The sequence below is a fragment of the Oceanitalea stevensii genome (assembly GCF_014837105.1).
GTDB lineage: Bacteria > Actinomycetota > Actinomycetes > Actinomycetales > Actinomycetaceae > Oceanitalea > Oceanitalea stevensii.
This window is the reverse complement of sequence record NZ_JACSPO010000001.1, coordinates 186,677-208,323: the sequence shown is the minus strand read 5'-3', so window position 1 is coordinate 208,323 and position 21,647 is coordinate 186,677. Positions and strand designations below refer to the sequence as shown.

At 73.1% G+C, this 21,647-nt stretch carries 12 protein-coding genes and 3 tRNA genes; 5 read left to right on the top strand and 10 right to left on the bottom strand.

The features are described 5' to 3' along the window. Positions 1-51: 51 nt before the first annotated feature. From H9624_RS00950 to H9624_RS00940, 3 genes are all read right to left on the bottom strand, one after another. Entirely contained in the window at positions 52-1,488 is a 1,437-nt protein-coding gene (locus H9624_RS00950) for a dicarboxylate/amino acid:cation symporter (protein ID WP_251838039.1), read from the bottom strand. 317 nt (positions 1,489-1,805) lie between these two features. Next, entirely contained in the window at positions 1,806-2,294 is a 489-nt protein-coding gene (gene def / locus H9624_RS00945; protein WP_251838038.1) for a peptide deformylase, read from the bottom strand. A gap of 254 nt (positions 2,295-2,548) precedes the next feature. Further along, entirely contained in the window at positions 2,549-4,198 is a 1,650-nt protein-coding gene (locus H9624_RS00940) for an FAD-binding dehydrogenase (protein ID WP_251838037.1), read from the bottom strand. Between the two features lie 254 nt (positions 4,199-4,452). Here H9624_RS00940 and H9624_RS00935 point away from each other — a divergent pair, with 254 nt between their 5' ends. Then, positions 4,453-7,830 carry an immunoglobulin-like domain-containing protein gene (locus H9624_RS00935; RefSeq protein WP_251838036.1) on the top strand — a complete coding sequence of 1,126 codons (3,378 nt, stop codon included), beginning with the start codon at positions 4,453-4,455 and terminating at the stop codon, positions 7,828-7,830. Between the two features lie 287 nt (positions 7,831-8,117). Continuing rightward, positions 8,118-12,080 (top strand): endo-1,4-beta-xylanase, encoded by a 3,963-nt coding sequence (locus H9624_RS00930; protein ID WP_251838035.1) that lies wholly within the window; start codon positions 8,118-8,120, stop codon positions 12,078-12,080. A gap of 51 nt (positions 12,081-12,131) precedes the next feature. Here the strand turns inward: H9624_RS00930 and H9624_RS00925 are convergent. The 4 genes from H9624_RS00925 to H9624_RS00910 form a co-directional block, all read right to left on the bottom strand. Beyond that, positions 12,132-12,206: transfer RNA gene (locus H9624_RS00925), tRNA-Asn, on the bottom strand. 73 nt (positions 12,207-12,279) lie between these two features. Then, a complete protein-coding gene (locus H9624_RS00920; protein ID WP_504740235.1) occupies positions 12,280-13,125 on the bottom strand; it encodes an aldo/keto reductase in 846 nt (281 codons plus the stop codon). A 169-nt stretch (positions 13,126-13,294) separates the two neighbouring features. Further along, positions 13,295-13,367: transfer RNA gene (locus H9624_RS00915), tRNA-Asn, on the bottom strand. An 81-nt stretch (positions 13,368-13,448) separates the two neighbouring features. Further along, positions 13,449-13,955, bottom strand: a complete 507-nt coding sequence (locus tag H9624_RS00910; protein ID WP_251838033.1) for a hypothetical protein — start codon at positions 13,953-13,955, stop codon at positions 13,449-13,451. A 66-nt stretch (positions 13,956-14,021) separates the two neighbouring features. Here H9624_RS00910 and H9624_RS00905 point away from each other — a divergent pair. Further along, positions 14,022-14,095: transfer RNA gene (locus H9624_RS00905), tRNA-Ile, on the top strand. 101 nt (positions 14,096-14,196) lie between these two features. Here H9624_RS00905 and H9624_RS00900 read toward each other — a convergent pair. Next, complete coding sequence (locus H9624_RS00900; RefSeq protein ID WP_251838032.1) at positions 14,197-15,204, bottom strand: siderophore ABC transporter substrate-binding protein; 1,008 nt, start codon at positions 15,202-15,204, stop codon at positions 14,197-14,199. Positions 15,205-15,702: 498 nt separating this feature from the next. Between H9624_RS00900 and H9624_RS00895 the strand changes: the two genes are divergently transcribed. Together H9624_RS00895 and H9624_RS00890 are read left to right on the top strand one after the other, a co-directional pair. Beyond that, the gene (locus H9624_RS00895) at positions 15,703-17,889 is read left to right on the top strand and encodes a RecQ family ATP-dependent DNA helicase (RefSeq protein WP_251838031.1); all 2,187 of its coding nucleotides are present in this window, start codon (positions 15,703-15,705) and stop codon (positions 17,887-17,889) included. 44 nt (positions 17,890-17,933) lie between these two features. Continuing rightward, positions 17,934-19,403, top strand: coding sequence for a gluconokinase (locus tag H9624_RS00890; protein ID WP_251838030.1), 1,470 nt, complete (start codon positions 17,934-17,936; stop codon positions 19,401-19,403). A gap of 4 nt (positions 19,404-19,407) precedes the next feature. On the opposite strand, the gene H9624_RS00885 is transcribed toward H9624_RS00890, so the two are convergent. Together H9624_RS00885 and hisD are read right to left on the bottom strand one after the other, a co-directional pair. Further along, positions 19,408-20,157 carry a SurA N-terminal domain-containing protein gene (locus H9624_RS00885; RefSeq protein WP_251838029.1) on the bottom strand — a complete coding sequence of 250 codons (750 nt, stop codon included), beginning with the start codon at positions 20,155-20,157 and terminating at the stop codon, positions 19,408-19,410. 155 nt (positions 20,158-20,312) lie between these two features. Then, the gene (hisD, locus tag H9624_RS00880) at positions 20,313-21,641 is read right to left on the bottom strand and encodes a histidinol dehydrogenase (RefSeq protein ID WP_251838028.1); all 1,329 of its coding nucleotides are present in this window, start codon (positions 21,639-21,641) and stop codon (positions 20,313-20,315) included. Positions 21,642-21,647 lie beyond the last annotated feature (6 nt).

The window sequence follows — 21,647 nt, the reverse complement described above, 5'->3', positions numbered from 1 at the left end:
CCCCCGCGGGGGCGGGGGCGGCCCCCCGGGGGGGCCGCCCGGGCGCTCGGCTCAGGCGCGTGCCGGCTGCGGCTCGGCGGCCTCGGGACGGCCGCTCACCTGCTCGGGCGCCTGTGCGGCGTACTCCTCGTCCTCGTCGGAGAAGATGTTCTCGGCGTTGGCGGAGTTGTACCGCTCGAGGTCGAGGATGCCCTCACGCTTGGCGACGACGGTCGGCACGAGCGCCTGGCCGGCGACGTTCGTCGCCGTGCGGCCCATGTCGAGGATCGGGTCGATGGCGAGGAGCAGGCCCACGCCCTCGAGCGGCAGACCCAGGGTCGACAGCGTGAGGGTGAGCATGACGATCGCGCCGGTGAGTCCCGCCGTCGCCGCGGAGCCGACGACGGACACGAACGCGATGAGGAGGTAGTCGGTGACGCCGAGCTCGAGCCCGAAGAACTGCGCGACGAAGATCGCGGCGAGGGCCGGGTAGATCGAGGCGCAGCCGTCCATCTTCGTCGTCGCGCCGAGCGGCACCGCGAAGGAGGCGTAGGCCGGCGGGACACCGAGGTTGCGCTCGGTCACCCGCTGCGTGAGCGGCAGGGTGCCGATCGAGGAGCGCGAGACGAAGGCGAGCTGGATGGCCGGCCAGGCGCCGCGGAAGAAGCGCATGACGCCGAGCCCGTTGGTCTTGAGGACGACCGGGTAGACGACGAGGAGGACGAGCGCGAGACCGATGTAGACGGCGCCGGCGAAGGTGCCGAGCGGCGCGAGGGCGTCCCAGCCGTAGGTGGCGATCGCGCGGCCGATGAGACCGAGGGTGCCCAGCGGCGCGAGGCGGATGATCCACCACAGCAGCTTCTGGATGATCGCGAGGAGCGAACGGTTGACCGAGAGGAAGGGCTCGGCCTTGTCCCCCACCTTGAGCGCGGCGATACCGACGACGAGGGCCATGACGAGGATCTGCAGGACGTTGAAGCTCAGCGAGCTGCCGACGCCGAGGATGTCGCCCGCCTCGCTCCGCTCGAGCGAGGCCGAGGTCTCCAGGCCGAGGAAGTTCACCGGCACGAGGCCGCTGAGGAAGTCGAGCCAGCTGCCGGAGCGGCCGGGGTCGCTCGCGGCGTCGGCACCGACCGAGGTGTTGATGCCCGGCTGCATGAGCAGGCCCAGCCCGATGCCGATGGCGACGGAGGCCGCCGCGGTGATGGCGAACCACAGGAGCGTCTGGCCGGCGAGGCGGGCGGCGTTGGCGACGCCGCGCAGGTTGGCGATCGAGGCGACGATCGCGGTGAAGACCAGCGGCGGGACGGTGGCGCGCAGCAGGCTGACGAAGGTCGAGCCGATGGTGCTCAGCGCGACGGTGAGCCCGTTGGGCTCCTCGTTCGGGCCCTCACCGATCGCGAGCGCCCACCAGCCGAGCAGCACGCCCAGGACGAGGGCGGCGAGGATCTGGACGGTGAAGGACGGCGCCCGCAGACGCCGTCGGGTAGGTGCAGTGGACGTGGACATGACTGCCTTTCCGGGTACGCGAAGGTGACAAGGGTGGCGGCGCGCGCGAGATGTGCGCGCGCCGACGCGGGTACTCGGACGCGTGCCGACACGGGTCGGCAAGGTGGTTCAGGGTCGGCGTCGTCGCCGGGGGCGTCCGGGGCTCAGGTCCCGCGGGTGCTCAGGGTCGACAACACAGCGCGCTGGCCAGACGACCGAGGTCGCGGTCGTAGCGCGCGGTGAGGTTCCAGAGGTTGAGCACGCACCCTCCCCAAGGTGAGGTCCGACGGCCGGACCAGCCGCTCACTTTAACCGACAATCAGCGTCGGCGGAAGGGCTCAGAGCATCTCGCGGATCGCGCGCATCGCCTTCTTGCGCTGGGCGCGCTCGAGCCGGTCGATGTAGAGCATGCCGTCGAGGTGGTCGCACTCGTGCTGGAGGCAGCGGGCCATGAGCTCCTCACCCTCGACGACCACCTTCTTGCCGTCCAGGTCGGTGCCCTCGACGCGGGCGTACCAGGCGCGCTCGGTGGGGAACCAGAGCCCGGGCACCGACAGGCAGCCCTCGTCGCCGTCCTGGTACTCCTCCTCGGAGACCTCGACGAGGCGCGGATTGAGGACGTAGCCGATCTCGTCGTCGATGTTCCACGAGAACGCGCGCAGGCTCACACCGATCTGGTTGGCCGCCAGCCCGGCCCGGCCCTCGTGGTCGACCGTCTCGAGGAGGTCCTCGACGAGCATCTTCACGCGCTCGTCGATGTCCGTGATCGGTTCGCACGGGGTGCGCAGGACGGGGTCACCCACGACGCGGATGTCTCGCATAGCCATGGGGACCAGTTTCCCACGGCCCGCGCGGTGCTCCGGCACGCGCGGTCGCCCTCCGGCCGGGCTTGGGTGTGGGATTCGCGACGTCAGAGGACCACAAGTCCACACCCTAGGTCGACGACGACGACGACCACGACGGCGACGACGGCGGCCCCGTCGCCGCCGGCACGTCGCGTGGGACCCGGTCCCCGGCGGACCCGGAGGCCGCACGACCGGCGACGCGGGCCCGGGCGCGGGCGCCGGCCCGCCCGTGCCCGCTACGTCTGCGCGATGACGCCGCGGCCGGCCTGGCGGCCGGAGAAGAGGCAGCCGCCGAGGAAGGTGCCCTCGAGGGAGCGGTAGCCGTGCACCCCGCCCCCGCCGAAGCCCGCGGCCTCCCCGGCAGCGAAGAGGCCCGGGACCGGGCCGCCGTCGGCGGTGAGGACCCGGCCGTCGAGGTCGGTCTCGATCCCGCCCAGGGTCTTGCGGGTGAGGACATGGAGCCGGACCGCCACGAGCGGCCCGGCCTCGGGGTCGAGGAGGCGGTGGGGCGGGGCGACGCGGATGAGGCGGTCGCCGCGGTAGGTGCGGGCCTGGCGCAGCGCCGTCACCTGGGCGTCCTTGGTGAACTCGTTGGCCATCTCCCGGTCGCGGGCGTGGACCTCCCGGGCGACGACGTCGAGGTCGAGCGGTGCCTCGGGCGTCACCCGGTTCATCCCCGCGACGAGCTCCTCGAGCGAGTCGGCGACGACGAAGTCCGCGCCCTGCCGCATGAACTCGGCCACCGGCCCGGGCGCACCGGCGCGGAGCCGCTCGGCGAGCCGGCGCAGGTCCTTGCCGGTGAGGTCGGGGTTCTGCTCGCTGCCGGAGAGCGCGAACTCCTTCTCGATGATCCGCTGGGTGAGGACGAACCAGCTGTGGTCGTGCCCGGTGGCGCGCAGGTGGCGCAGGGTCGCGAGGGTGTCGAAGCCCGGGAACAGCGGGGCGGGGAGGCGGCGGCCGGCGGCGTCGAGCCACAGCGACGACGGGCCGGGCAGGATCCGGATGCCGTGCCCGGGCCACACGGGCGCGTAGTTCTCGATGCCCTCGGTGTAGTGCCACATGCGGTCGCGGTTGACGAGGTTCGCGCCGGCCTGCTCGGCCACCTCGAGCATCGAGCCGTCGACGTACGCGGGCACACCGGTGAGCATCCGCTCCGGCGGCGTGCCGAGGGACTGCGGCCACCAGCGCCGCACGAGCTCGTGGTTCCCGCCGATCCCCCCGGACGCGACGACGACGGCCTGGGCCCGGAGCGCGAAGTCGCCGACGACCTCGCGGCTCGTCGGCTCGCCCCGCGCGGCGGTGTCCGGCGCGAGGACCTGCCCCGCGACGCCGTCGACCACTCCCCCGCTCGTGGTGAGCCGGGTGACGCGGTGGCGCGGGGCCAGCCGCACGAGCCCGTCGTCGACGGCGGCACGCACCTGCCGGGCGAAGGGCGCGACGAGGCCGGGGCCGGTCCCCCAGACGATGTGGAAGCGCGGCACGGAGTTGCCCGGGCCGGTGGCGAGGGTGCCGCCGCGCTCGGCCCAGCCGACCACCGGGAAGAACCGCACGCCCAGGGAGTGCAGCCAGGCCCGCTTCTCGCCCGCGGCGAAGTCGACGTAGGCGCGTGCCCAGCGCGCGGGCCAGCGGTCCTCGCGCGGGCGGTCGAAGCCGGCGGTGGCCTGCCAGTCCTGCCAGGCCAGCTCGACGTCGTCGTGCACGCCCATGCGTCGCTGCTCGGGCGAGTCGACGAGGAAGAGCCCGCCGAAGGACCAGTAGGCCTGCCCGCCGAGGTTCTGCAGCGGCTCCTGGTCCACGAGCAGGACCCGGCGTCCCGCTCCGGCGAGCTCGGCCGTGGCGACGAGCCCGGCCAGTCCCGCCCCGACGACGATGACGTCCGCGTCCATGCGACCTCCCCTCCCGCGACGGCTCCCTCACCGTCGCGAGCCAGGCTAGCGGGCCGCCGCGCCGCCGGTGCACGGTCCGTGTCCCCTCCGTGGGCACACCCTTGACACCCGCGGATGTGAGCGGCAACATCGCCGGTTCAGGCGCTTTTCCTCACCGGTCCACGCCGACGCGGACCGGTGGCGCGCCGTGGTCGGGGGACTCTCCTAGCCGCGTGCGCGCGCAGGCCCGATCACGACGAAGGAGTACGCGATCCATGACACCTGACCCGACAGCGACGAGGCAGCGGCGTACGCGGCTCCTCGGCGCCATCACCGCCGTCACCGTGGGGATCGGTGGGCTGGCCGCCACCTCGGCCTCAGCGGGCACCGTCCCACCGGACCCGACGCCGGACCTCGAGGGCCTCGTCCACCACTTCCTGCTCGACGAGACGAGCGGGACCGTGCTGGCGAACTCGGGCTCCGCCGGGACCCCGGCCACCCTCGTCAACGCCGACAAGGCGACGCTCACCGGGGACGGCGTGCGGCTCAACCCGGACTCCTACGAGACCGCCCTCGAGGGCGCGTACGTCGACCTGCCGGACAACCTCACCGCGGGCATGTCGAACCTCACCATCGACTACGACGTGTGGGTCGACCCCGCGAACGTCGGCCACCACCAGATCTGGAGCCTGGGGAGCAAGGCCGGCTCCTGCGACGCCGACACGGGCGTCCAGGGCTCGATCTTCGCGTCCAACACCGCGGCGAACCGGCCCGGCTCCCGCTTCCGCGTCCAGGTCGGGAACCAGGCGCTGCACCAGGAGCGCCTGCGCGAGGGGGCGTGGAAGCACGTCACCTACACCCAGGCGCTCAACGAGGACGGGACCTGGACCGGCACGGTCTACGTCGACGGCGCCCAGCAGAGCCAGGTCGCCAACCTCACCACGCCCCCGTCGGTCAACGCCGCGGGCACGAGCTGCAACTTCCTCGGCCGGTCCCAGGTGTCCGGCGACTACTCCTTCCGCGGGACCCTGCGCGACTTCCGCGTCTACGACCGCGCCGTGGACGCCGACGACGCCGCGGCCCTCGCCGCCGAGACGGTCACCACCGGCGCCCAGGCGGACGCCGCCGCGATCGACCTCGGCCTCACCGAGGCCATCGTCCGTGACATCACGCTGCCGAAGTTCGGCACGGTGGCCGGGTCGACGATCACCTGGGAGTCCTCCGACCCGTCCGTCGTCGAGGTGTACACGCCGCCGGCGAGCGCCCCGAAGGTCGACGTCACCGGCCGGGTCACCCGGCCCGCCGTCGGGCAGCCCGACGCCACCGCGACGCTGACCGCGACCGTCCGCAAGGGCGGTGAGGTCGTCACCCGGGACATCGAGGTGACCGTCAAGGCCGAGTTCCAGGACTCCCCCGCCGTCGAGCGCGACGTCTACGACCTCGACCTCGACGCGGGCGACGACGTCCGCGGGAACATCACCCTGCCCGCCGAGGGAGAGTTCGGCTCGACGATCACGTGGGAGTCCAGCGCCCCCGAGGTCGTCAGCCCCACCGGCGAGGTGACCCGCCCGGCCTACGGCCACCCCGACGTCGACGTCACGCTCACCGCCACCGCCACGAAGGGCGAGGCGTCGGAGACGAAGACCTTCGAGGTCACCGTCAAGGCCACGCCCCGCGTCGAGGAGTTCGAGCGCTACTTCCTCGGCTACTTCAAGGGTGAGCACCTGGCCGACGGCGAGCAGATCATGTTCGCGACGTCGAACGGCAACACGGCCCTCGACTGGACCGGCCTCACCGGCGGGCAGCCCTCGCTCATCTCCCAGCTGGGCGACCAGGGGCTGCGCGACCCGCACATCGTCCGCTCCCCCGAGGGCGACACCTTCTACATGATCGCCACCGACCTCAACTGGTACGACCAGGGCGGCTACAACATCAACGACACCCAGTACATCGAGGTCTTCGAGTCCAACGACCTCGTGAGCTGGACGCCGCAGCGGCACGTCAAGGTCGCTCCGGACGACGCCGGCAACGCATTCGCGCCGGAGTCGCTGTGGGTGGAGGAGATCGGCGCGTACGCCGTGTTCTGGGCCCAGTCGCTGTGGAACGACCCGGTCAACCGCACCGGTCAGGGCAACGCCCAGATGTGGTACAACACCACGCGCGACTTCCAGACCTTCTCCGAGCCCCAGGTGTGGCAGGACCCCGCGCCGCAGTCCCGGATCGACACGACGGCGATCAAGGTGGGCGACGAGTACTACCGGGTGACGAAGAACGAGGCGGGCAACGCCGGCTCGGACCTCTTCTCCGAGAAGCACACCGACTTCCTCGACAGCGACATCGACAACTGGGAGCTGCTCGCCCCGGCGCTCGGCCGCACCACGTGGGACCCGAACCAGGGCTACGAGGGCCCGGTGATCTTCCAGGCCAACCCCGGTGACACCTCGTGCCCCGGCGAGTTCTACCTCTGGGGCGACCGGTACACGAACGGCGGCGGCTACCAGGCGGCGTGCAGCGAGGACATCGAGGCACCCACCTGGGACCCCAAGCCGATCACCATGACCAACGCCGGCGTGCCGCGGCCGCGCCACGGCACCGTCATCCCGATCACGCTGCGGGAGTGGAACGACATCCGCGGCATCGAGAACGAGGACGTGCCGACGACGACGGAGCTCACCGTCGACGCGGAGGTCCAGGAGGGCGAGACCGCCACGGCCACCGCGACGGTCGTCGCGGAGGACGGCTTCGAGACCGGCGGTGAGGTCACCTTCCGCGCCGGCTCGTGGTCCGAGACGGTCCTCCTCGAGGACGGCGTCGCCACGGCGACGCTGCCTGCGGACCTCGCCCCCGGCGACGTGACCGTCACGGCCGAGTTCCTCGGCTTCGACATCCTCGAGGGCTCCGAGGACAGCGCGGTGCTCGTCGTCGTCCCCGGACCGGACGAGCCCGAGGAGCCCACGGACCGCCGGAGCGCGGAGTTCCACCTGTCCAACACCTGGCGCGGGTCGACCGACGTCGCCTTCACCTACGGACGGTGGACCGACGCCGTGTACGTCGGCGACTGGGACGGGGACGGCAAGGACACGGTCGCGGTGCGCCGCGGCAACGTCTTCCACGTGTCCAACGCCCAGCAGGGCGGGGACGCCGACGTCGTCCTCACCTACGGCCGACCCGATGACACCATCCTCGTCGGCGACTGGGACGGGGACGGCACGGACACCTTCGCGGTGCGCCGTGGCAACACCTACCACGTGACGAACTCCCTGCGTGGCGGGGACGCCGACTCGGTGTTCCGCTACGGCCGGGCCGCTGACCAGGTGCTGGTCGGCGACTGGGACGGCAACGGGTCGGACACCTTCGCGGTCCGCCGCGGGGCGACCTACCACGTGAAGAACTCCCTGCGTGGCGGCGACGCCGACGTGGTGTTCCGCTACGGCCGGGACGGGGACACCACCCTCGCCGGTGACTGGGACGGCAACGGCACCGACACCTTCGCCGTCCAGCGAGGCCGGACGTACTACGTGAACAACTCCCTGCGTGGCGGGGACGCGGACACCGTGGTGACCTTCGGTCGCGCAGGCGACGAGGTGCACGTGGGTGACTGGGACGGCAACGGGACCGACACCCTCGGGATCCGCCGCCCCGCGGCAGGCTAGGACCGGCGCCGCCCGGCGGCGCGCACGACACCGGACGCAGGAACGCCCGGCTGGAGCTCTCCAGCCGGGCGTTCTGCGTCTGCGACTCCCGTGCTCTACTGTGTGACGGGGATCATCGATACCGTTATCGACATCGTTGTCGACGCCCTACCGTTCAGGCACCGCACAGCGCCCCGGGCTTCCGCCCGCGGCGCTGTGCGGGACCAGTGACCCTCTGCGAAGGAGCAGTGATGACGCGGAACCGACCACGTTGGAGACCCCTGGGGGCGGGCCTCCTGGCCCTCACGATGACCGGAGGAGTCACGGCCGCGGCAGCGCCGGGCGACACCCCGGCACCCGCGGCGGCCGGCGACCCCGTCGTCGTCGTGAGCACCGACCTCGAGGACGGCTCCTGGGAGCCCTGGACCCTCAGCGGTGAGCCGACCCTGTCCGTCGTCGACGTCGACGGCACCAAGGCCCTGCAGGTCGCGGGCCGCGGCGCGGACTACATCGGCATCCAGACCCCCGCCGGGCTCCTCGAGGAGGGCACCGAGTACACCTTCTCCATGCGCGCCCGCCTCGCCGCGGGCACACCCGGCGAGGCCGGCGTCCGCTTCGTCATGAAGCCGGACTACACGTGGATCGGCAGCACGACGATGACCGCCGACGCGTGGACCACCGTGACCGGCACCCTCACGGCACCCGCCGACGGCCAGGTCTACATCGGCACCGGCGACCTCCCCGAGGGCACCTACACCTACCTCCTCGACGACCTCCTCATCACGGCCGCGCCCGACGACGGCGGCGGCGAGGACTGGGAGCCGACCCCGGACCCGGACTTCGTCCCCGGCGGGGCGACGAGCCCGGTCGAGGCGCAGGTGACGACGGCGCGCGGCACCGGTGACGTCGCCGCCCTCACGTTCGACGACGGCCCGAACCCGGGCGAGACCGCGGACCTCCTCGACTTCCTCGCGGAGAACGACCTCACCGCGACCTTCTGCGTCATCGGCCAGAACATCCAGGCCGACGGCGGCGCGGAGCTGCTGCGCCGGATGGTCGACGAGGGCCACACCCTGTGCAACCACACGACGAGCTACGCCGACATGGGCGCCTGGTCCCAGGAGGAGGTCGAGGCCGACCTCAAGGAGAACCTCGCGATCATCCGCGAGGCGCTCGGCGACCCCGACCACCCGGTCCCCTACTTCCGCGCACCCAACGGCAGCTGGGGCGTGACGCCCGAGGTGGCCGTCGCGCTCGGCATGCAGCCCCTCGGCCTGGGCAACCTCATCTTCGACTGGGACGGCAACGACCTGTCCGAGGCGACACTGACCGCCAACCTGCGCACCGCCGTCGCCCCGGGCGCCGTCGTCCTCGTGCACGACGGCGGAGGGAACCGGGCGAGCTCGATCGCGGCCGTCCGCACCGTCATCACCGAGCGGCTCGCCGAGGGCTTCACCTTCACCCTGCCCAGCGGCGGGCTCCTCGACTCCGTCGCGCCGCTCGACCTCACCTTCGGCTTCGAGGACGGCCTGCAGGGCTGGGCCCCGCGCGGCGACGCGGACGGCGACCCGACCGTCTCGGTGACGGACGCCGAGGCGCACGGCGGCGCGCAGGCCGCCCTGGTCACCGGTCGCACCTCCCAGGGCGACGGTACCGGCCTCGACCTCACCGGACGGGTCGAGACGGGCACGACCTACGAGGTGACCGCGTGGGTGAAGATGGCGGCCGGTGAGGACACCGACGACATCTGGCTGAGCATGCAGCGCACCACCGACGGCGCCGACGCCTTCGACACCCTCGCGCAGGTCCCGGGCGTCACCTCCTCGGGGTGGACCCAGGTGACGGCCACGTTCACCATGCCGGCCGCCGACAGCGCCCGGATCTACCTCGAGACGAGCTACAACACCGGCGGCGCCGGCGACTTCCTCGTCGACGACGTGACCATCCGTTCCCAGGACAGCACCGGCATCGAGGACCTCACGCCGCTCAAGGACACCGTGCCCTTCCCCGTGGGCGTGGCCATCGACCGGCGCGAGACCCTCGGCGACTCCGCCGAGCTCACCACCCGCCACTTCACCCAGGTGACCGGCGAGAACCACATGAAGCCGGAGGCCTGGTACGACGACGAGGGCGCCTTCCGGATGCACCCCGAGGCCGCGGCGATCATGGACTTCGCCCAGGCCGAGGACCTCGACGTGTACGGCCACGTCCTCGTGTGGCACAGCCAGACCCCGGCCTGGTTCTTCCAGGACGCGGCGGGCGCCCCGCTCACGACGAGCGCGGCGGACCAGCAGGTCCTGCGTGACCGGATGCGGGAGCACATCTTCTCCGTCGCCGAGACGATGAGCGACGAGTACGGGCCCTTCGGCAGCGAGACGAACCCGCTGAACGCCTGGGACGTCGTCAACGAGGTCGTCTCCGACAGCGGCGAGTTCTCCGACGGGCTGCGCCGCAGCGAGTGGTACCGGATCCTCGGCGAGGAGTTCATCGACCTCGCCTTCGAGTACGCGGACGAGGCGTTCAACGACGTCTACGCCGTCGCCGGCGCCGACCCGGTGACGCTGTTCATCAACGACTACAACACCGAGCAGTCGGGCAAGCAGACGCGGTACTACGACCTCGTCGAGCGGCTCGTCGACCGCGGCGTGCCGATCGACGGCGTGGGGCACCAGTTCCACGTCAACCTCGCCATGCCGGTCCAGGCGCTGGAGGACGCGATCGTCCGCTTCCAGGACACCGGGCTCCTCCAGGTGGTCACCGAGCTCGACGTCACCACCGGCACGCCGGTGACCGAGGCCCTGCTCGTCGAGCAGGGCTACTACTACCGCGACGCCTTCCGCGTCTTCCGCGACCACGCCGACGACCTGTACTCGGTGACGGTCTGGGGGCTCATCGACACCCGCAGCTGGCGCAACGACAACGGCGCGCCGCTGCTCTTCGACGGCAGCCTGCGCGCCAAGCCGGCGTACTACGGCGCCGTCGACAGCGAGGAGCTGCCGCCGCGGCAGCGCTCGGCGTTCGTCTTCGCCGGTGACGTCCCGCTCGACGAGGACGCGTGGGACGCCGTCGAGTGGGCCCAGCTCCCGCTCCACACGGTCCAGGACGAGGCGCTCGACGAGCTCGCGGCCTTCCAGCTGCGCTGGGCGGAGGACCACCTCACGGTGCTCGCCGCCGTCACGGGCGACGCGGACGCGATCGAGATCGTCGTCGGCGAGGAGACCTACACCGTCGCGCGCGACGGCTCGGGTGACGCCGAGGCGGTCACCGAGGACCTCGACGAGGCCTGGTTCGCCGTCGTCCACGTCCCGCTCGACGGCGCGGCGGAGGGCGACCTCCTCGGCCTCGACCTGCGGGCGCTGGTCGACGACGGCGCGGTGGGCTGGAGCTCGCCGGGCACGCTCGCGCAGCTCACGCTCGTCGAGCCGCTGTCCTACCTCGAGGTCGCGCCGGCCGAGGCGCTGCCGGAGGTCGACGGCGACGTCGACGGCGTGTGGGAGTCGGCGAACGTCGTCACCACCGACAAGCAGACGCTCCTGACCGACGGGACGGACGCGGACGGGACGGCGACCGCCGAGGTCCGCACCCTGTGGGACGAGAACACGCTCTACGTCCTCATGGAGGTGACCGACGACGAGCTGAACGCCGAGCACAGCGACCCGTGGGCGCAGGACTCGGTGGAGATCTACGTCGACGCGGGCAACGACAAGAACGGCCCGTACCGCTACGACGACACCCAGATCCGGGTCAGCTACGAGAACGTCGTGTCCTTCGGCACCGGCGACGAGGCCTTCCAGGCCGACCGGGTGCAGAGCGCGACGTCCGTGACCGAGGACGGGTACGTCGTCGAGGTGGCGATCAGCCTCCTCGAGGAGGGCGGCCTGGGGTCCTTCCACGGCCTGGACTTCCAGGTGAACGACGCGAGCACCGTCGACGGCGTCGCGACCCGCACCTCGATCCGCAACTGGGCCGACCCGACCGGGCTCGGCTACCAGAGCACGGCGCGGTGGGGCGTGGGCCAGCTCGTGGACGCGGCCGAGGAGCCGACGACGCCGCCCACCGAGCAGCCGACGGAGCCCCCGACCGGCTCCCCGGCCCCGACGGACGGGCCGACCGACGGCGCCACGCCGCCGCCCGCAGGCGGACCGGACGGTCCGGGCCGCGGCGGCCTGCCCGTGACGGGTGTGGAGCTCACCGCTCTGCTGCTCGCGCTGCTCCTGGTGGCGGGCGGTGGTGGGCTCGCCGCCCACCGTCGGGCAACCACTACCGGGTGACCGGCTGAGTGAGGAAGGGCCGCCAGGCAGCTGCCTGGCGGGGCCCTTCTGTGGCTCCCGCGGCTGGATTCGAACCAGCAACCGTCCGATTAACAGTCGGATGCTCTGCCGTTGAGCTACGCGGGATTGCGGGGACGATGCTACCAGGGGACGGGGCACCGCCCCGCCGCCGTGATCACGACGGCGGGGCGCACGCGGCCTAGCCGAGCCGGACGCCACCGAGGCGCTTGGCGACCTCGGGGTCGTGGTGGTCGAGGGAGATCGACCGGCCGGTCTCGAGCTCGGCGATCCGGCCCATCTCCTCCTCGCTCAGCTCGAAGTCGAAGATGTCGATGTTCTCGGCCATCCGCTCCGGGCGCACGGACTTGGGGATGACGACGACGTCGCGCTGGACGAGCCAGCGCAGCGCGACCTGCGCGACGGTCTTGCCGTGCGCCTCCCCGATCGACGTGAGGGTGGGGTTGGAGAAGATGTCGTTCTTCCCCTCGGCCAGCGGTCCCCACGACTCGATCTGGACGCCCAGCCCGGCCATGACCTCCTGGTCGGTGGTCCGCTGGTAGAAGGGGTGCGTCTCGATCTGGTTGACGGCCGGGACGACGTCGGTGTGCTGGACGAGGTCGACGAGGCGGTCGGGGAAGAAGTTCGAGACGCCGATCGCTTTGGCCGCGCCCTCACGGTGGAGCTCGGACATCGCGCGCCAGAAGGAGTAGTAGTCGCCGAAGGGCTGGTGGATCAGGTAGAGGTCGACGTAGTCGAGCCCGAGCTTCTCCAGGGACGCCTCGAAGGCGCGGCGGGTGCCCTCCTCGCCGCCGTCGTGGTTCCACAGCTTGGTCGTGACGAAGAGCTCCTCGCGGGCGATGCCGCTGGCGGCGATCGCGCGCCCGACGGCGTCCTCGTTGCGGTAGCCGGCCGCGGTGTCGAGGTGGCGGTAACCGGCGGCGAGCGCGTCGGTGACGACCTTCTCGGTCTCCTCCGGCGGCACCTGGAAAACGCCGAATCCGAGGATGGGCATCGTCGTGCCGGTGTTGAGCGTGACGGTGGGGATCTGAGTCATGCGCGTGCCTCCCGGTGGGTGGGTGTGGGGGCCGCCGGGGCGAGGTCGTCGCTCCCACGTGCGGCCCAGCCATGGTGCGCGCCGGACGGCCCGCGCGCGAGCGCAACGGCGTCCCGGGAAGCACAAAGGCCCGGAACCTGGCGGTTCCGGGCCTTGCCTGCTCCCGCGACTGGACTCGAACCAGTAACCGTCCGATTAACAGTCGGATGCTCTGCCAATTGAGCTACGCGGGATCGTGCGGCTCGACTCTAACAGGACGGCGGCGTGCTCCGGGAGTCGCCCACGGGCGCCCCGGCTGTGAGTTGGGCCGCACTTCAGCCGGTGAGGCCGACGGCCTCGCGGACGCGGCGCTCGAGCGCGTCGATCTCACGGTCGGCCTCCTCGCCGCGGGGCAGCGGGCCGAAGGCGGTGACCTGGGAGTACAGGCTCCCGTCCTCGCGACGGCGGACGATGGCGCGCACCCGGGTGCCGCCCACCTCGACGGTCTCGTGGTGGACCACGGAGGACTGCACCCGCTCGCGGAGCGTGGAGGTGAAGACCTCGACCTCGTCCGACTCGAGGACGAGCGGCTGGTCCGGGCGCTCCCGGTCGGCCCACGTGATCGTGAAGGTCCGGGTCTCCCCGTCCCAGGAGCCGTTCTCGATCTCGTGCCACGCCGTGCGCTGGCCGAGCCCGTCCTCGCCCACGACGATCAGCGCGTCACGGACGACGACGGCGTAGGACCCGTTGGTCATCGCGGCGAAGGCGAGCGGCCGGTCACCCTTGGGCAGGTGCGCGGCGACGGCGTCGGGCAGGCGGGCGGAGCGACGGAAGATGGGCACGCCCTCACGGTATCCCGACCGCCGGCCGCTAGGATTGCCGGGCCGTGGCGGCCTGCGCCGCCCCGCGCCCCAGTAGCTCAGCCGGTCAGAGCAGCGGACTCATAATCCGTCGGTCGTGGGTTCAAGCCCCACCTGGGGTACCGACACGTCGCTCCGACGAGGACGAGCACCGATGCTCCACAGGCCGGTGCGGGACGGGCGCCGTCCCGCTCGGGGCTCACGCCGGCCCCACCGGGGGGTCTCAGCGCCCGGCCTCGAAGGCGTCGGCCAGGGTGTTGAAGAACTCGGTGTACGTCTGGATGCCCTCGTTGGTGTAGGTGTCCGCGGGCATGTAGACGAGCTGGTCCTCCTTGACCGCGGTGACACCGGTCAGCGCCTCGGAGGCCTCGAGGACCTCGGCGGCCGGCGCGTACTCCGGGTCGTCCGCGGCGACGGCCGCGTCCCGGTCCATGACGAGGATCCAGTCCGGGTTGGAGTCGGCGATGGCCTCGACGGAGATGTCGTCACCCTGGTGGTCCTCGCTGGCCTCAGGGACCTCGAGGGCCGGGGTGAGGCCGAGGACGTCGAAGACCGGGCCGAGGGTGCGGCCGGTGCCCGGGGCGGAGTAGCCGATCTCCCCACCGGAGGTGATGACGGCCATGACGGTGTCGGCGGAGTCGTAGGCGGTGCGGGCCCGCTCGATCGCGGCGTCCAGGTCGGCGTTCAGCTGCTCGGCCTCGGCCTGCTTGCCGAAGATCTCCCCCAGCACGGTGGTCTGGCGCTTGAGCTCGTCGGTGAAGGGCTCCCCCTCGCGCGGGTCGAGCTCGAGGACGACCGCCTCGGGGGCGAGGGAGACGAAGTCGTCGTGGTAGTCCGCGAAGCGCTGGCCGTTGATGATGAGGTCCGGCTCGGCAGCGACGACGGCCTCGAGGTTCGGCTCGCGGTGGTTGCCGAGGTCGATGATCGACTCGTCCTGCACGTAGGGGACGGTGTCGGGCATGAGCGCCACGGCGGCGGCGCTCAGCTCCACGTCCCACGCGGCGAGGGTCTCGAAGGTCCGGTTGTCGGTCGCGACGACCGACTGCGGCGGCGTGGTGATCGTCTGCGTGCCGTTGTTGTCCTCGACCTCGACGGTCTCGGCGCCGGTCTCGGCGGCGGCGTCGGTCTCGGTGGCGCCGTCGGCCTGGCCACAGGCGGCCAGCGCCAGGGCGGCGACGACGGCCGCGCCCGCGAGGCGCGCCGGGCGACGAAGGGGGGAAGCGATGCTCATGGGTGTCCTTCACTCGTGGGCTGTGGCGGCCGGTGGCGCCGGACCGGCCGAGGTCAATCTAACGGTTAGGTGAGCCTTACCTACAAGCCCTTCGGCCTATTTCGTACCGGCGTCGTTGCGTAATTCATGCCAAGGGAGGAGGGAAGTCCGCAGGGCGCTGCCGATCGGCCAGGTAGCGGGCCGTTACCGAATTCCGCCGAGGTGTGAGGCACCTCACCGCCCCTCCGCTCGCGCTTCCCACGCCCCCACCCCCTCGCGCGCGCCCACGCCCCACCCCCCTCGCGCCGAGCGCTGAGTTGTTCCCGGAGCAGCCCTCGTCGTGCCCCACCCCCTCGCGCCGAGCGCTGAGTTGTTCCCGGAGCAAACCCGCCACGCCGCGCCCCCCGCCCTCGCGCCGAGCGCTGAGTTGTTCCTGGAAGCCCAGGCGCGCCGACCTCCGCTCGAAGCCGTGGCCGCGGGTGTCGGAGCGACGTGGGAGCGTAGGGACCGGGAGGCGACATGGACACAGTGACGACCGAGGCCCGGGCGCAGGCAGCGCTCCAGGCGCTCGTAGGACGGCCCGACGCCCGGCTCCGGGCGGACCAGTGGCGCGCGATCGAGGCGCTCGTCGTCCACCGCCGCCGTGCCCTCGTGGTCCAGCGCACCGGCTGGGGCAAGTCGGCCGTGTACTTCGTCGCCACCGCGCTCCTCCGCGCCGGGGTGGAGGGCCGTCCACCGGCCGGGCCCACCGTCATCGTCTCCCCGCTGCTCGCCCTCATGCGCGACCAGATCGGCGCGGCCTCGCGAGCGGGGATCCGCGCCGTCACGGTCAACTCCGCGAACGTCACCGAGTGGGAGTCGGTGCACGCCGCCATCGCCGCGGGAGAGGTCGACGTCGTCCTGTGCTCACCGGAGCGGCTCAACAACCCCGGCTTCCGCAGCGAGGTGCTGCCCCGGCTGGCGGCCACCGCCGGTCTCGTCGTCGTCGACGAGGCCCACTGCATCTCCGACTGGGGCCACGACTTCCGCCCCGACTACCGCCGCATCCGCACGCTCCTGGAGGACCTCCCGGCCGGCGTGCCGGTGCTCGCGACCACCGCCACCGCCAACGACCGGGTGAGCGCCGACGTCGCCGAGCAGCTCGGCACCGGTGACGACGACGACGTCCTCGTCCTGCGGGGCTCGCTGGACCGCGAGTCGCTGCGGCTGGGCGTGCTCAGCCTGCCGGACCAGGCGCAGCGGGTGGCGTGGCTCGCCGAGCGCATGGCCGCCTGGCAGGGCTCGGGGATCGTCTACACGCTCACCGTCGCGCAGGCCGAGCAGGTCGCCGAGCAGCTGCGGGCCGCCGGCCTGGAGGTCGAGTCCTACACCGGGCGCACCGAGCCCGCGCGCCGCGAGCAGCTCGAGGAGGACCTGCGCGCCAACCGGCTCCGGGCGCTCGTCGCCACCTCGGCCCTCGGCATGGGCTTCGACAAGCCCGACCTCGCCTTCGTCGTCCACCTCGGCGCCCCCTCCTCCCCCATCGCCTACTACCAGCAGGTGGGCCGTGCGGGACGCGGCGTCGACCGTGCCGACGTCGTGCTCCTGCCCGGCCCGGAGGACCGCGACATCTGGGCCTACTTCGGCTCCCTCGCCTTCCCGCCGGAGCACGCGGTCCGCGAGGTGCTCGCCGCCCTCGGCGACGAGCCGCTGTCCACCGTCCGGCTCGAGCCGCTCGTCGACCTGCGCCGCACCCGCCTGGAGACGATGCTCAAGGTCCTCGACGTCGACGGCGCGGTCGAGCGCGTCGCGGGCGGCTGGCGGACCACCGGGGCGCCGTGGGAGTACGACGCCGAGCGCTACGCCCGCGTCGACGCCGCCCGCGAGCGCGAGCAGCAGGCGATGGTCGCCTACGTCGGTCTCGGGGCCGGGCAGTGCCGGATGGCCTTCCTGCGCGCCCAGCTGTCCGACCCGGAGCTGGAGGAGGGCTGGCGCTGCGGGCGCTGCGACCTGTGCGGCAGCCTGGACCTGGACGCCACGGTGGACGAGGCCCGGCTCGAGCAGGCGCGTGCCGTCCTCGACCGGCCGGGCGCCGACGTCGCGCCCCGCAAGCAGTGGCCCACCGGGATGGCCGCCGTCGGCGTGCCCCTCCAGGGCCGGATCCCGGCCGAGGAGCAGGCGGCCGCGGGGCGCGCGGTCGCGCGGCTCGACGGCCTCGGCTGGTCCGCCGCGCTGCGCGAGATGCTCGAGCCCTCCCCGGACCGGCCCGCCGGCCGCGAGGCGCGCGGTGGCCACGACGGCGAGCTGCCCACCGGCCTGCGCGGCGCCGTCGAGCGGGTGCTCACCGACCAGCTCGCCGCGATCCGCGAGGCCGGTGGGCAGGTCGAGGGCGTCGTCGTCATCTCCTCGGTGACCCGGCCGCAGCTCCTCGACCACCTCGCGCGCGGGGTCGCGCACCTGGCCCAGGTGCCGCTCGTCGGGGCGGTGGCGCCGGACCCGGCACGCCCGCCGGGCCGGCACGACGTCAACTCCGCCACCCGGCTGGCCGGTGTCCACCAGCGGCTGCGGCTCGACCTGCCGGAGGCGTCGCTCACGGGGCTGCCGGGCCGCTCGGTCCTCCTCGTCGACGACCTCACCGACTCCGGCTGGACACTCACCGTGGCGGCCCGGCTGCTGCGGCAGGCGGGGGCCGCGGCCGTGCACCCCTTCGTCCTCGCCCAGCGCTGACCGGCGCCCCGCCGTACGATCGGGCGCAGCCGACCGGAGGAACCATGCCCTCGTTCACCGTTGACCTCAAGGACGCCGTCGACCCCCTCGTGCTGGCCGTGGACGTCGGCTCGACCGCGAGCCGTGGCGGGCTCTACGACGCCCGTGGCCTGCCCGTCGACCGGATGAAGCACAAGGTCCCGCACGCCTTCACCACCGCCACCGACGGCACCTCGGTCATCGACCCGCTCCAGGTGGTCGAGGAGGTCGCGGCGATCATCGACGCCCTCGCGCGCCCCGAGCTGGCCGGCCGCATCGCCGGCGTCGCGCTGGACACCTTCGCCTCCTCCCTCGTGGGCGTCGACGCGGTAGGCGAGCCGCTCACCCCGTGCTACACCTACGCCGACTCCCGCTGCGCACCGCAGGTGAACGCGCTGCGCGCCGAGCTCGACGAGGCGCAGGTCCAGCAGCGCACGGGGACGCGCCTGCACTCGAGCTACCTGCCCGCGCGGCTGCGCTGGCTGCACGAGACCCACCCCGACGTCGTCGCGCGCGTGACGCGGTGGATGACCCTCGGCGAGCTCGTCGTCCTCCGCCTCACCGGGACCACCGCCGTCGGCACGTCCGCGGCGGCGTGGTCCGGGCTCCTCGACCGCCTCACCGGCACCTGGGACGAAGGCATGCTCGCCGTCGGGGGCATTTCCGCCGACACGCTCTCCCCCGTCCACCACCCCGACCAGCCGCTCACCGGACTCACCACCCGCTGGCCCGCGCTGGCGGGAGCGGCGTGGTTCCCGGTGGTCACCGACGGCCTGGCCGCGAACATCGGGACGGGTGCGACCGACGCCCGGACCGTCGTCGCGTCCTTCGCCACGAGCGGTGCCGTGCGGGTCCGCGTCCCGGCCGAGGTGCCCGAGCTGCCCTCGGGGCTGTGGGCCTACCGGGTGGACGCCGAGCACGCGCTGCTCGGCGGTGCGCTCAACGACGTCGGGCGCGCCGCGAGCTGGCTGGAGGCCACGCTCAGGCTGGACGACGTCGACCTCGACGGCGTGCTCGCCGCCGAGGTCGACCCGACGACGCCGCTGGCCCTGCCCTTCCTCACCGGGGAGCGCAGCACCGGCTGGGCGGCCGACGCCCGCGCCGTCGTCGCCGGCCTGTCAGCGGCCAGCACGCCCGCGGCGATCGCCCGCGGCCTGCTCGAGGGCGTGGCCCTCAGCTACGGCCGGGTCGTCACCGAGCTCACCCGGGTCGCCCCGCGGCCCGAGCAGATCCTCGCCAGCGGCCGGATGAGCCAGTCGCTGCCGCACCTGCTCCAGCTCCTCGCCGACGTCACCGGGGTGCCGGTGACGCCCGTGACGATCAAGCGCTCCACCCTCCACGGGACCGCGCTGCTCGCGCTGGAGTCCCTGGCGCCGGAGGTGGAGCGGGCGGCGCCCACCACGGCGGCCACCGTCGAGCCGGTGGCCGGGCGCGCCGACTACTACGCCGAGCGCGCCGAGCGCTTCGCCGCGCTCTACTCCGCCGTGGTGGGCTGACCGCTCACAGGTGGTAGGTGATGTCCGCGTCGCCGCGGAGCTGCTCGAGGAGGGTCTGGACGGCCGCGCTCTCGTGCTCCTGCTGGAGCTGCGCCTCGATCTGGGGGCGGACCTCCTCGAACGGGGGCAGCTCGCCCTCGGCGCCGCCGCCCTGCTCGGCGGCGGAGTCGTAGAGCTCGCGCGCCTCCTCCTCCGAGGGGGTGAACTCCCCGGCCTCGTCGGCGAAGAGCTGCTCGAGAGCCGTCTGCTCCTCGATCTGCGCGACGGCCTCCTCCCGGCCCAGCCCCTGCTCCTCGAGCGCGGTGAAGAGCTCGTCGGCCGAGCCCAGCCCGCTGGAGGCGGCGATCTCCTCGGCGGCGGCGTCGATCTCCTCCTGGGTGGGGGCGATGTCGCGGGCCTCGGCCTCGGCGAGGAGCAGCTCGGTGTCCACCAGGCCCTCCGCGGTGCTCTGCTTGAGAGCCTCCTGGTCGACCTGCTCGCCCGTCATCTGCGACTGCATGAACGCCTGCTGGAGCTGGCCCTCGTACACCTGGGTGAACTCCTCCAGGGTGACCTCGGTGCCGTTGACCTCGGCGACGACGTCGGGCAGGCCCTCGAGGTCGGCCGCGGGAGGCGTGGGCGCCTCCGGTGCTGCGCTCTCCTCGGCGGCAGGCGTGCTCGTCTCCGCGGTCGGTTCGGCGTCGTCGTCGCCCGATCCGCAGGCCGTCAGGGCCAGCAGGAGGGCAGCGGTCGCCACGGCAACCTTGGTTCGCATGGGGATTCCTCTCGAAGACGAGGTTCCAGCGTGCGCGCCGCACGGCCCACCACGCAAGTCCCCGCCGCCTACGGGTCCTCCCCGCCGACGGTCCGCCGCCCGCCGACGGCCGACCTGCCGCCGTCGTCGGGGCGTGTGCGCCCTCGGCGAACGGGTCAGCCGAGCCGGAGGTCGACGGCGTCGGCGTGGGCCGGCAGGTCCTCGGAGACGGCGAGCGCGCGCAGCGGCCCGGCGACCTTCCGCAGCGCGGCGTCGTCGTACTCGATGACCTGCACCTGCTTGAGGAAGGCCATGACGCTCAGGCCGGAGGCGAAGCGGGCCGTGCCGCCGGTGGGCAGCACGTGGTTGGAGCCCGCGAGGTAGTCCCCGAGCGGCACCGGGCTGTAGGGCCCGACGAAGATCGCGCCCGCGTTGCGGATCCGCTCGGCGACGGCGGCGGCGTCCGCGGTCTGGATCTCGAGGTGCTCGGCGCCGTAGGCGTCGCACACGGCGATCCCCTGCTCGAGGTCGGTGACGAGCACCGTGCCCGACTGCGGGCCGGACAGGGCGGTGCGGACACGCTCGGCGTGCGTCGTCGCGGCGGCCTGGCGCTCGATCTCGGCGTCGACGGCGTCGGCCAGCTCGGGGCTGTCGGTGACGAGGACGGAGGCCGCGGCGGGGTCGTGCTCGGCCTGGGAGATGAGGTCGGCGGCCACGTAGCGGGGGTCCGCACCGGCGTCGGCGAGGACGGCGATCTCCGTCGTGCCGGCCTCGGCGTCGATGCCCACCCGGCCCATGACGGCCCGCTTGGCGGCGGCGACGAAGATGTTGCCGGGACCGGTGACGACGTCGACGGGCGCACACAGCTGTGCGTCGTCGGGGGTGCCCTCCTCCCCCGCCGCCCCGTGGGCGAGCATGCCCACGGCCTGGGCGCCGCCGACGGCGTAGACCTCCTCGACGCCGAGCAGGGCGCAGGCGGCGAGGATCGTCGGGTGGGGCAGGCCGCCGAACGCCTGCTGGGGCGGGCTGGCGACGGCGAGCGAGCGCACGCCGGCCACCTGCGCGGCGACGACGTTCATGACGACGCTCGAGGGGTAGACCGCGAGGCCGCCGGGCACGTAGAGCCCCACCCGGCTCACCGGCACCCAGCGCTGGCGGACGTGGCCGCCGGGCAGGATCTCGGTGTCCCGCTCGGTGGGCAGCTGCGCGGTGTGGCCGGCGCGGTTGTGGTCGATCGACAGCTCCAGGGCCTCGCGCACCTGCGGGTCGAGACCCTCGAGCGCCTCGGCCAGGGCCCGGGCCGGCACCCGCAGGTGCTCGGGCCGCACGCCGTCGAAACGCTCGGCGAGGTCACGCAGGGCGGCACCGCCGCGGGCGCGGACGTCGTCGATGATGGGGAGCACCTGCGCCATCGCGGCCTCGACGTCGAGCGTGGCGCGCGGGAGCACGTCGACGAGGGCGGCGGGGGCCAGGTCGCTGGCGCGGAGGTCGATTCGCCTGAGCATGGATTG

Coding starts and splice junctions, on each gene's coding strand:
- H9624_RS00950 (WP_251838039.1), bottom strand. CDS start 1,488: ATGTCCACGTCCACTGCACCTACCCGACGGCGTCTGCGGGCGCCGTCC.
- def (WP_251838038.1), bottom strand. CDS start 2,294: ATGGCTATGCGAGACATCCGCGTCGTGGGTGACCCCGTCCTGCGCACC.
- H9624_RS00940 (WP_251838037.1), bottom strand. CDS start 4,198: ATGGACGCGGACGTCATCGTCGTCGGGGCGGGACTGGCCGGGCTCGTC.
- H9624_RS00935 (WP_251838036.1), top strand. CDS start 4,453: ATGACACCTGACCCGACAGCGACGAGGCAGCGGCGTACGCGGCTCCTC.
- H9624_RS00930 (WP_251838035.1), top strand. CDS start 8,118: ATGACCGGAGGAGTCACGGCCGCGGCAGCGCCGGGCGACACCCCGGCA.
- H9624_RS00900 (WP_251838032.1), bottom strand. CDS start 15,204: ATGAGCATCGCTTCCCCCCTTCGTCGCCCGGCGCGCCTCGCGGGCGCG.
- H9624_RS00895 (WP_251838031.1), top strand. CDS start 15,703: ATGGACACAGTGACGACCGAGGCCCGGGCGCAGGCAGCGCTCCAGGCG.
- H9624_RS00890 (WP_251838030.1), top strand. CDS start 17,934: ATGCCCTCGTTCACCGTTGACCTCAAGGACGCCGTCGACCCCCTCGTG.
- H9624_RS00885 (WP_251838029.1), bottom strand. CDS start 20,157: ATGCGAACCAAGGTTGCCGTGGCGACCGCTGCCCTCCTGCTGGCCCTG.
- hisD (WP_251838028.1), bottom strand. CDS start 21,641: ATGCTCAGGCGAATCGACCTCCGCGCCAGCGACCTGGCCCCCGCCGCC.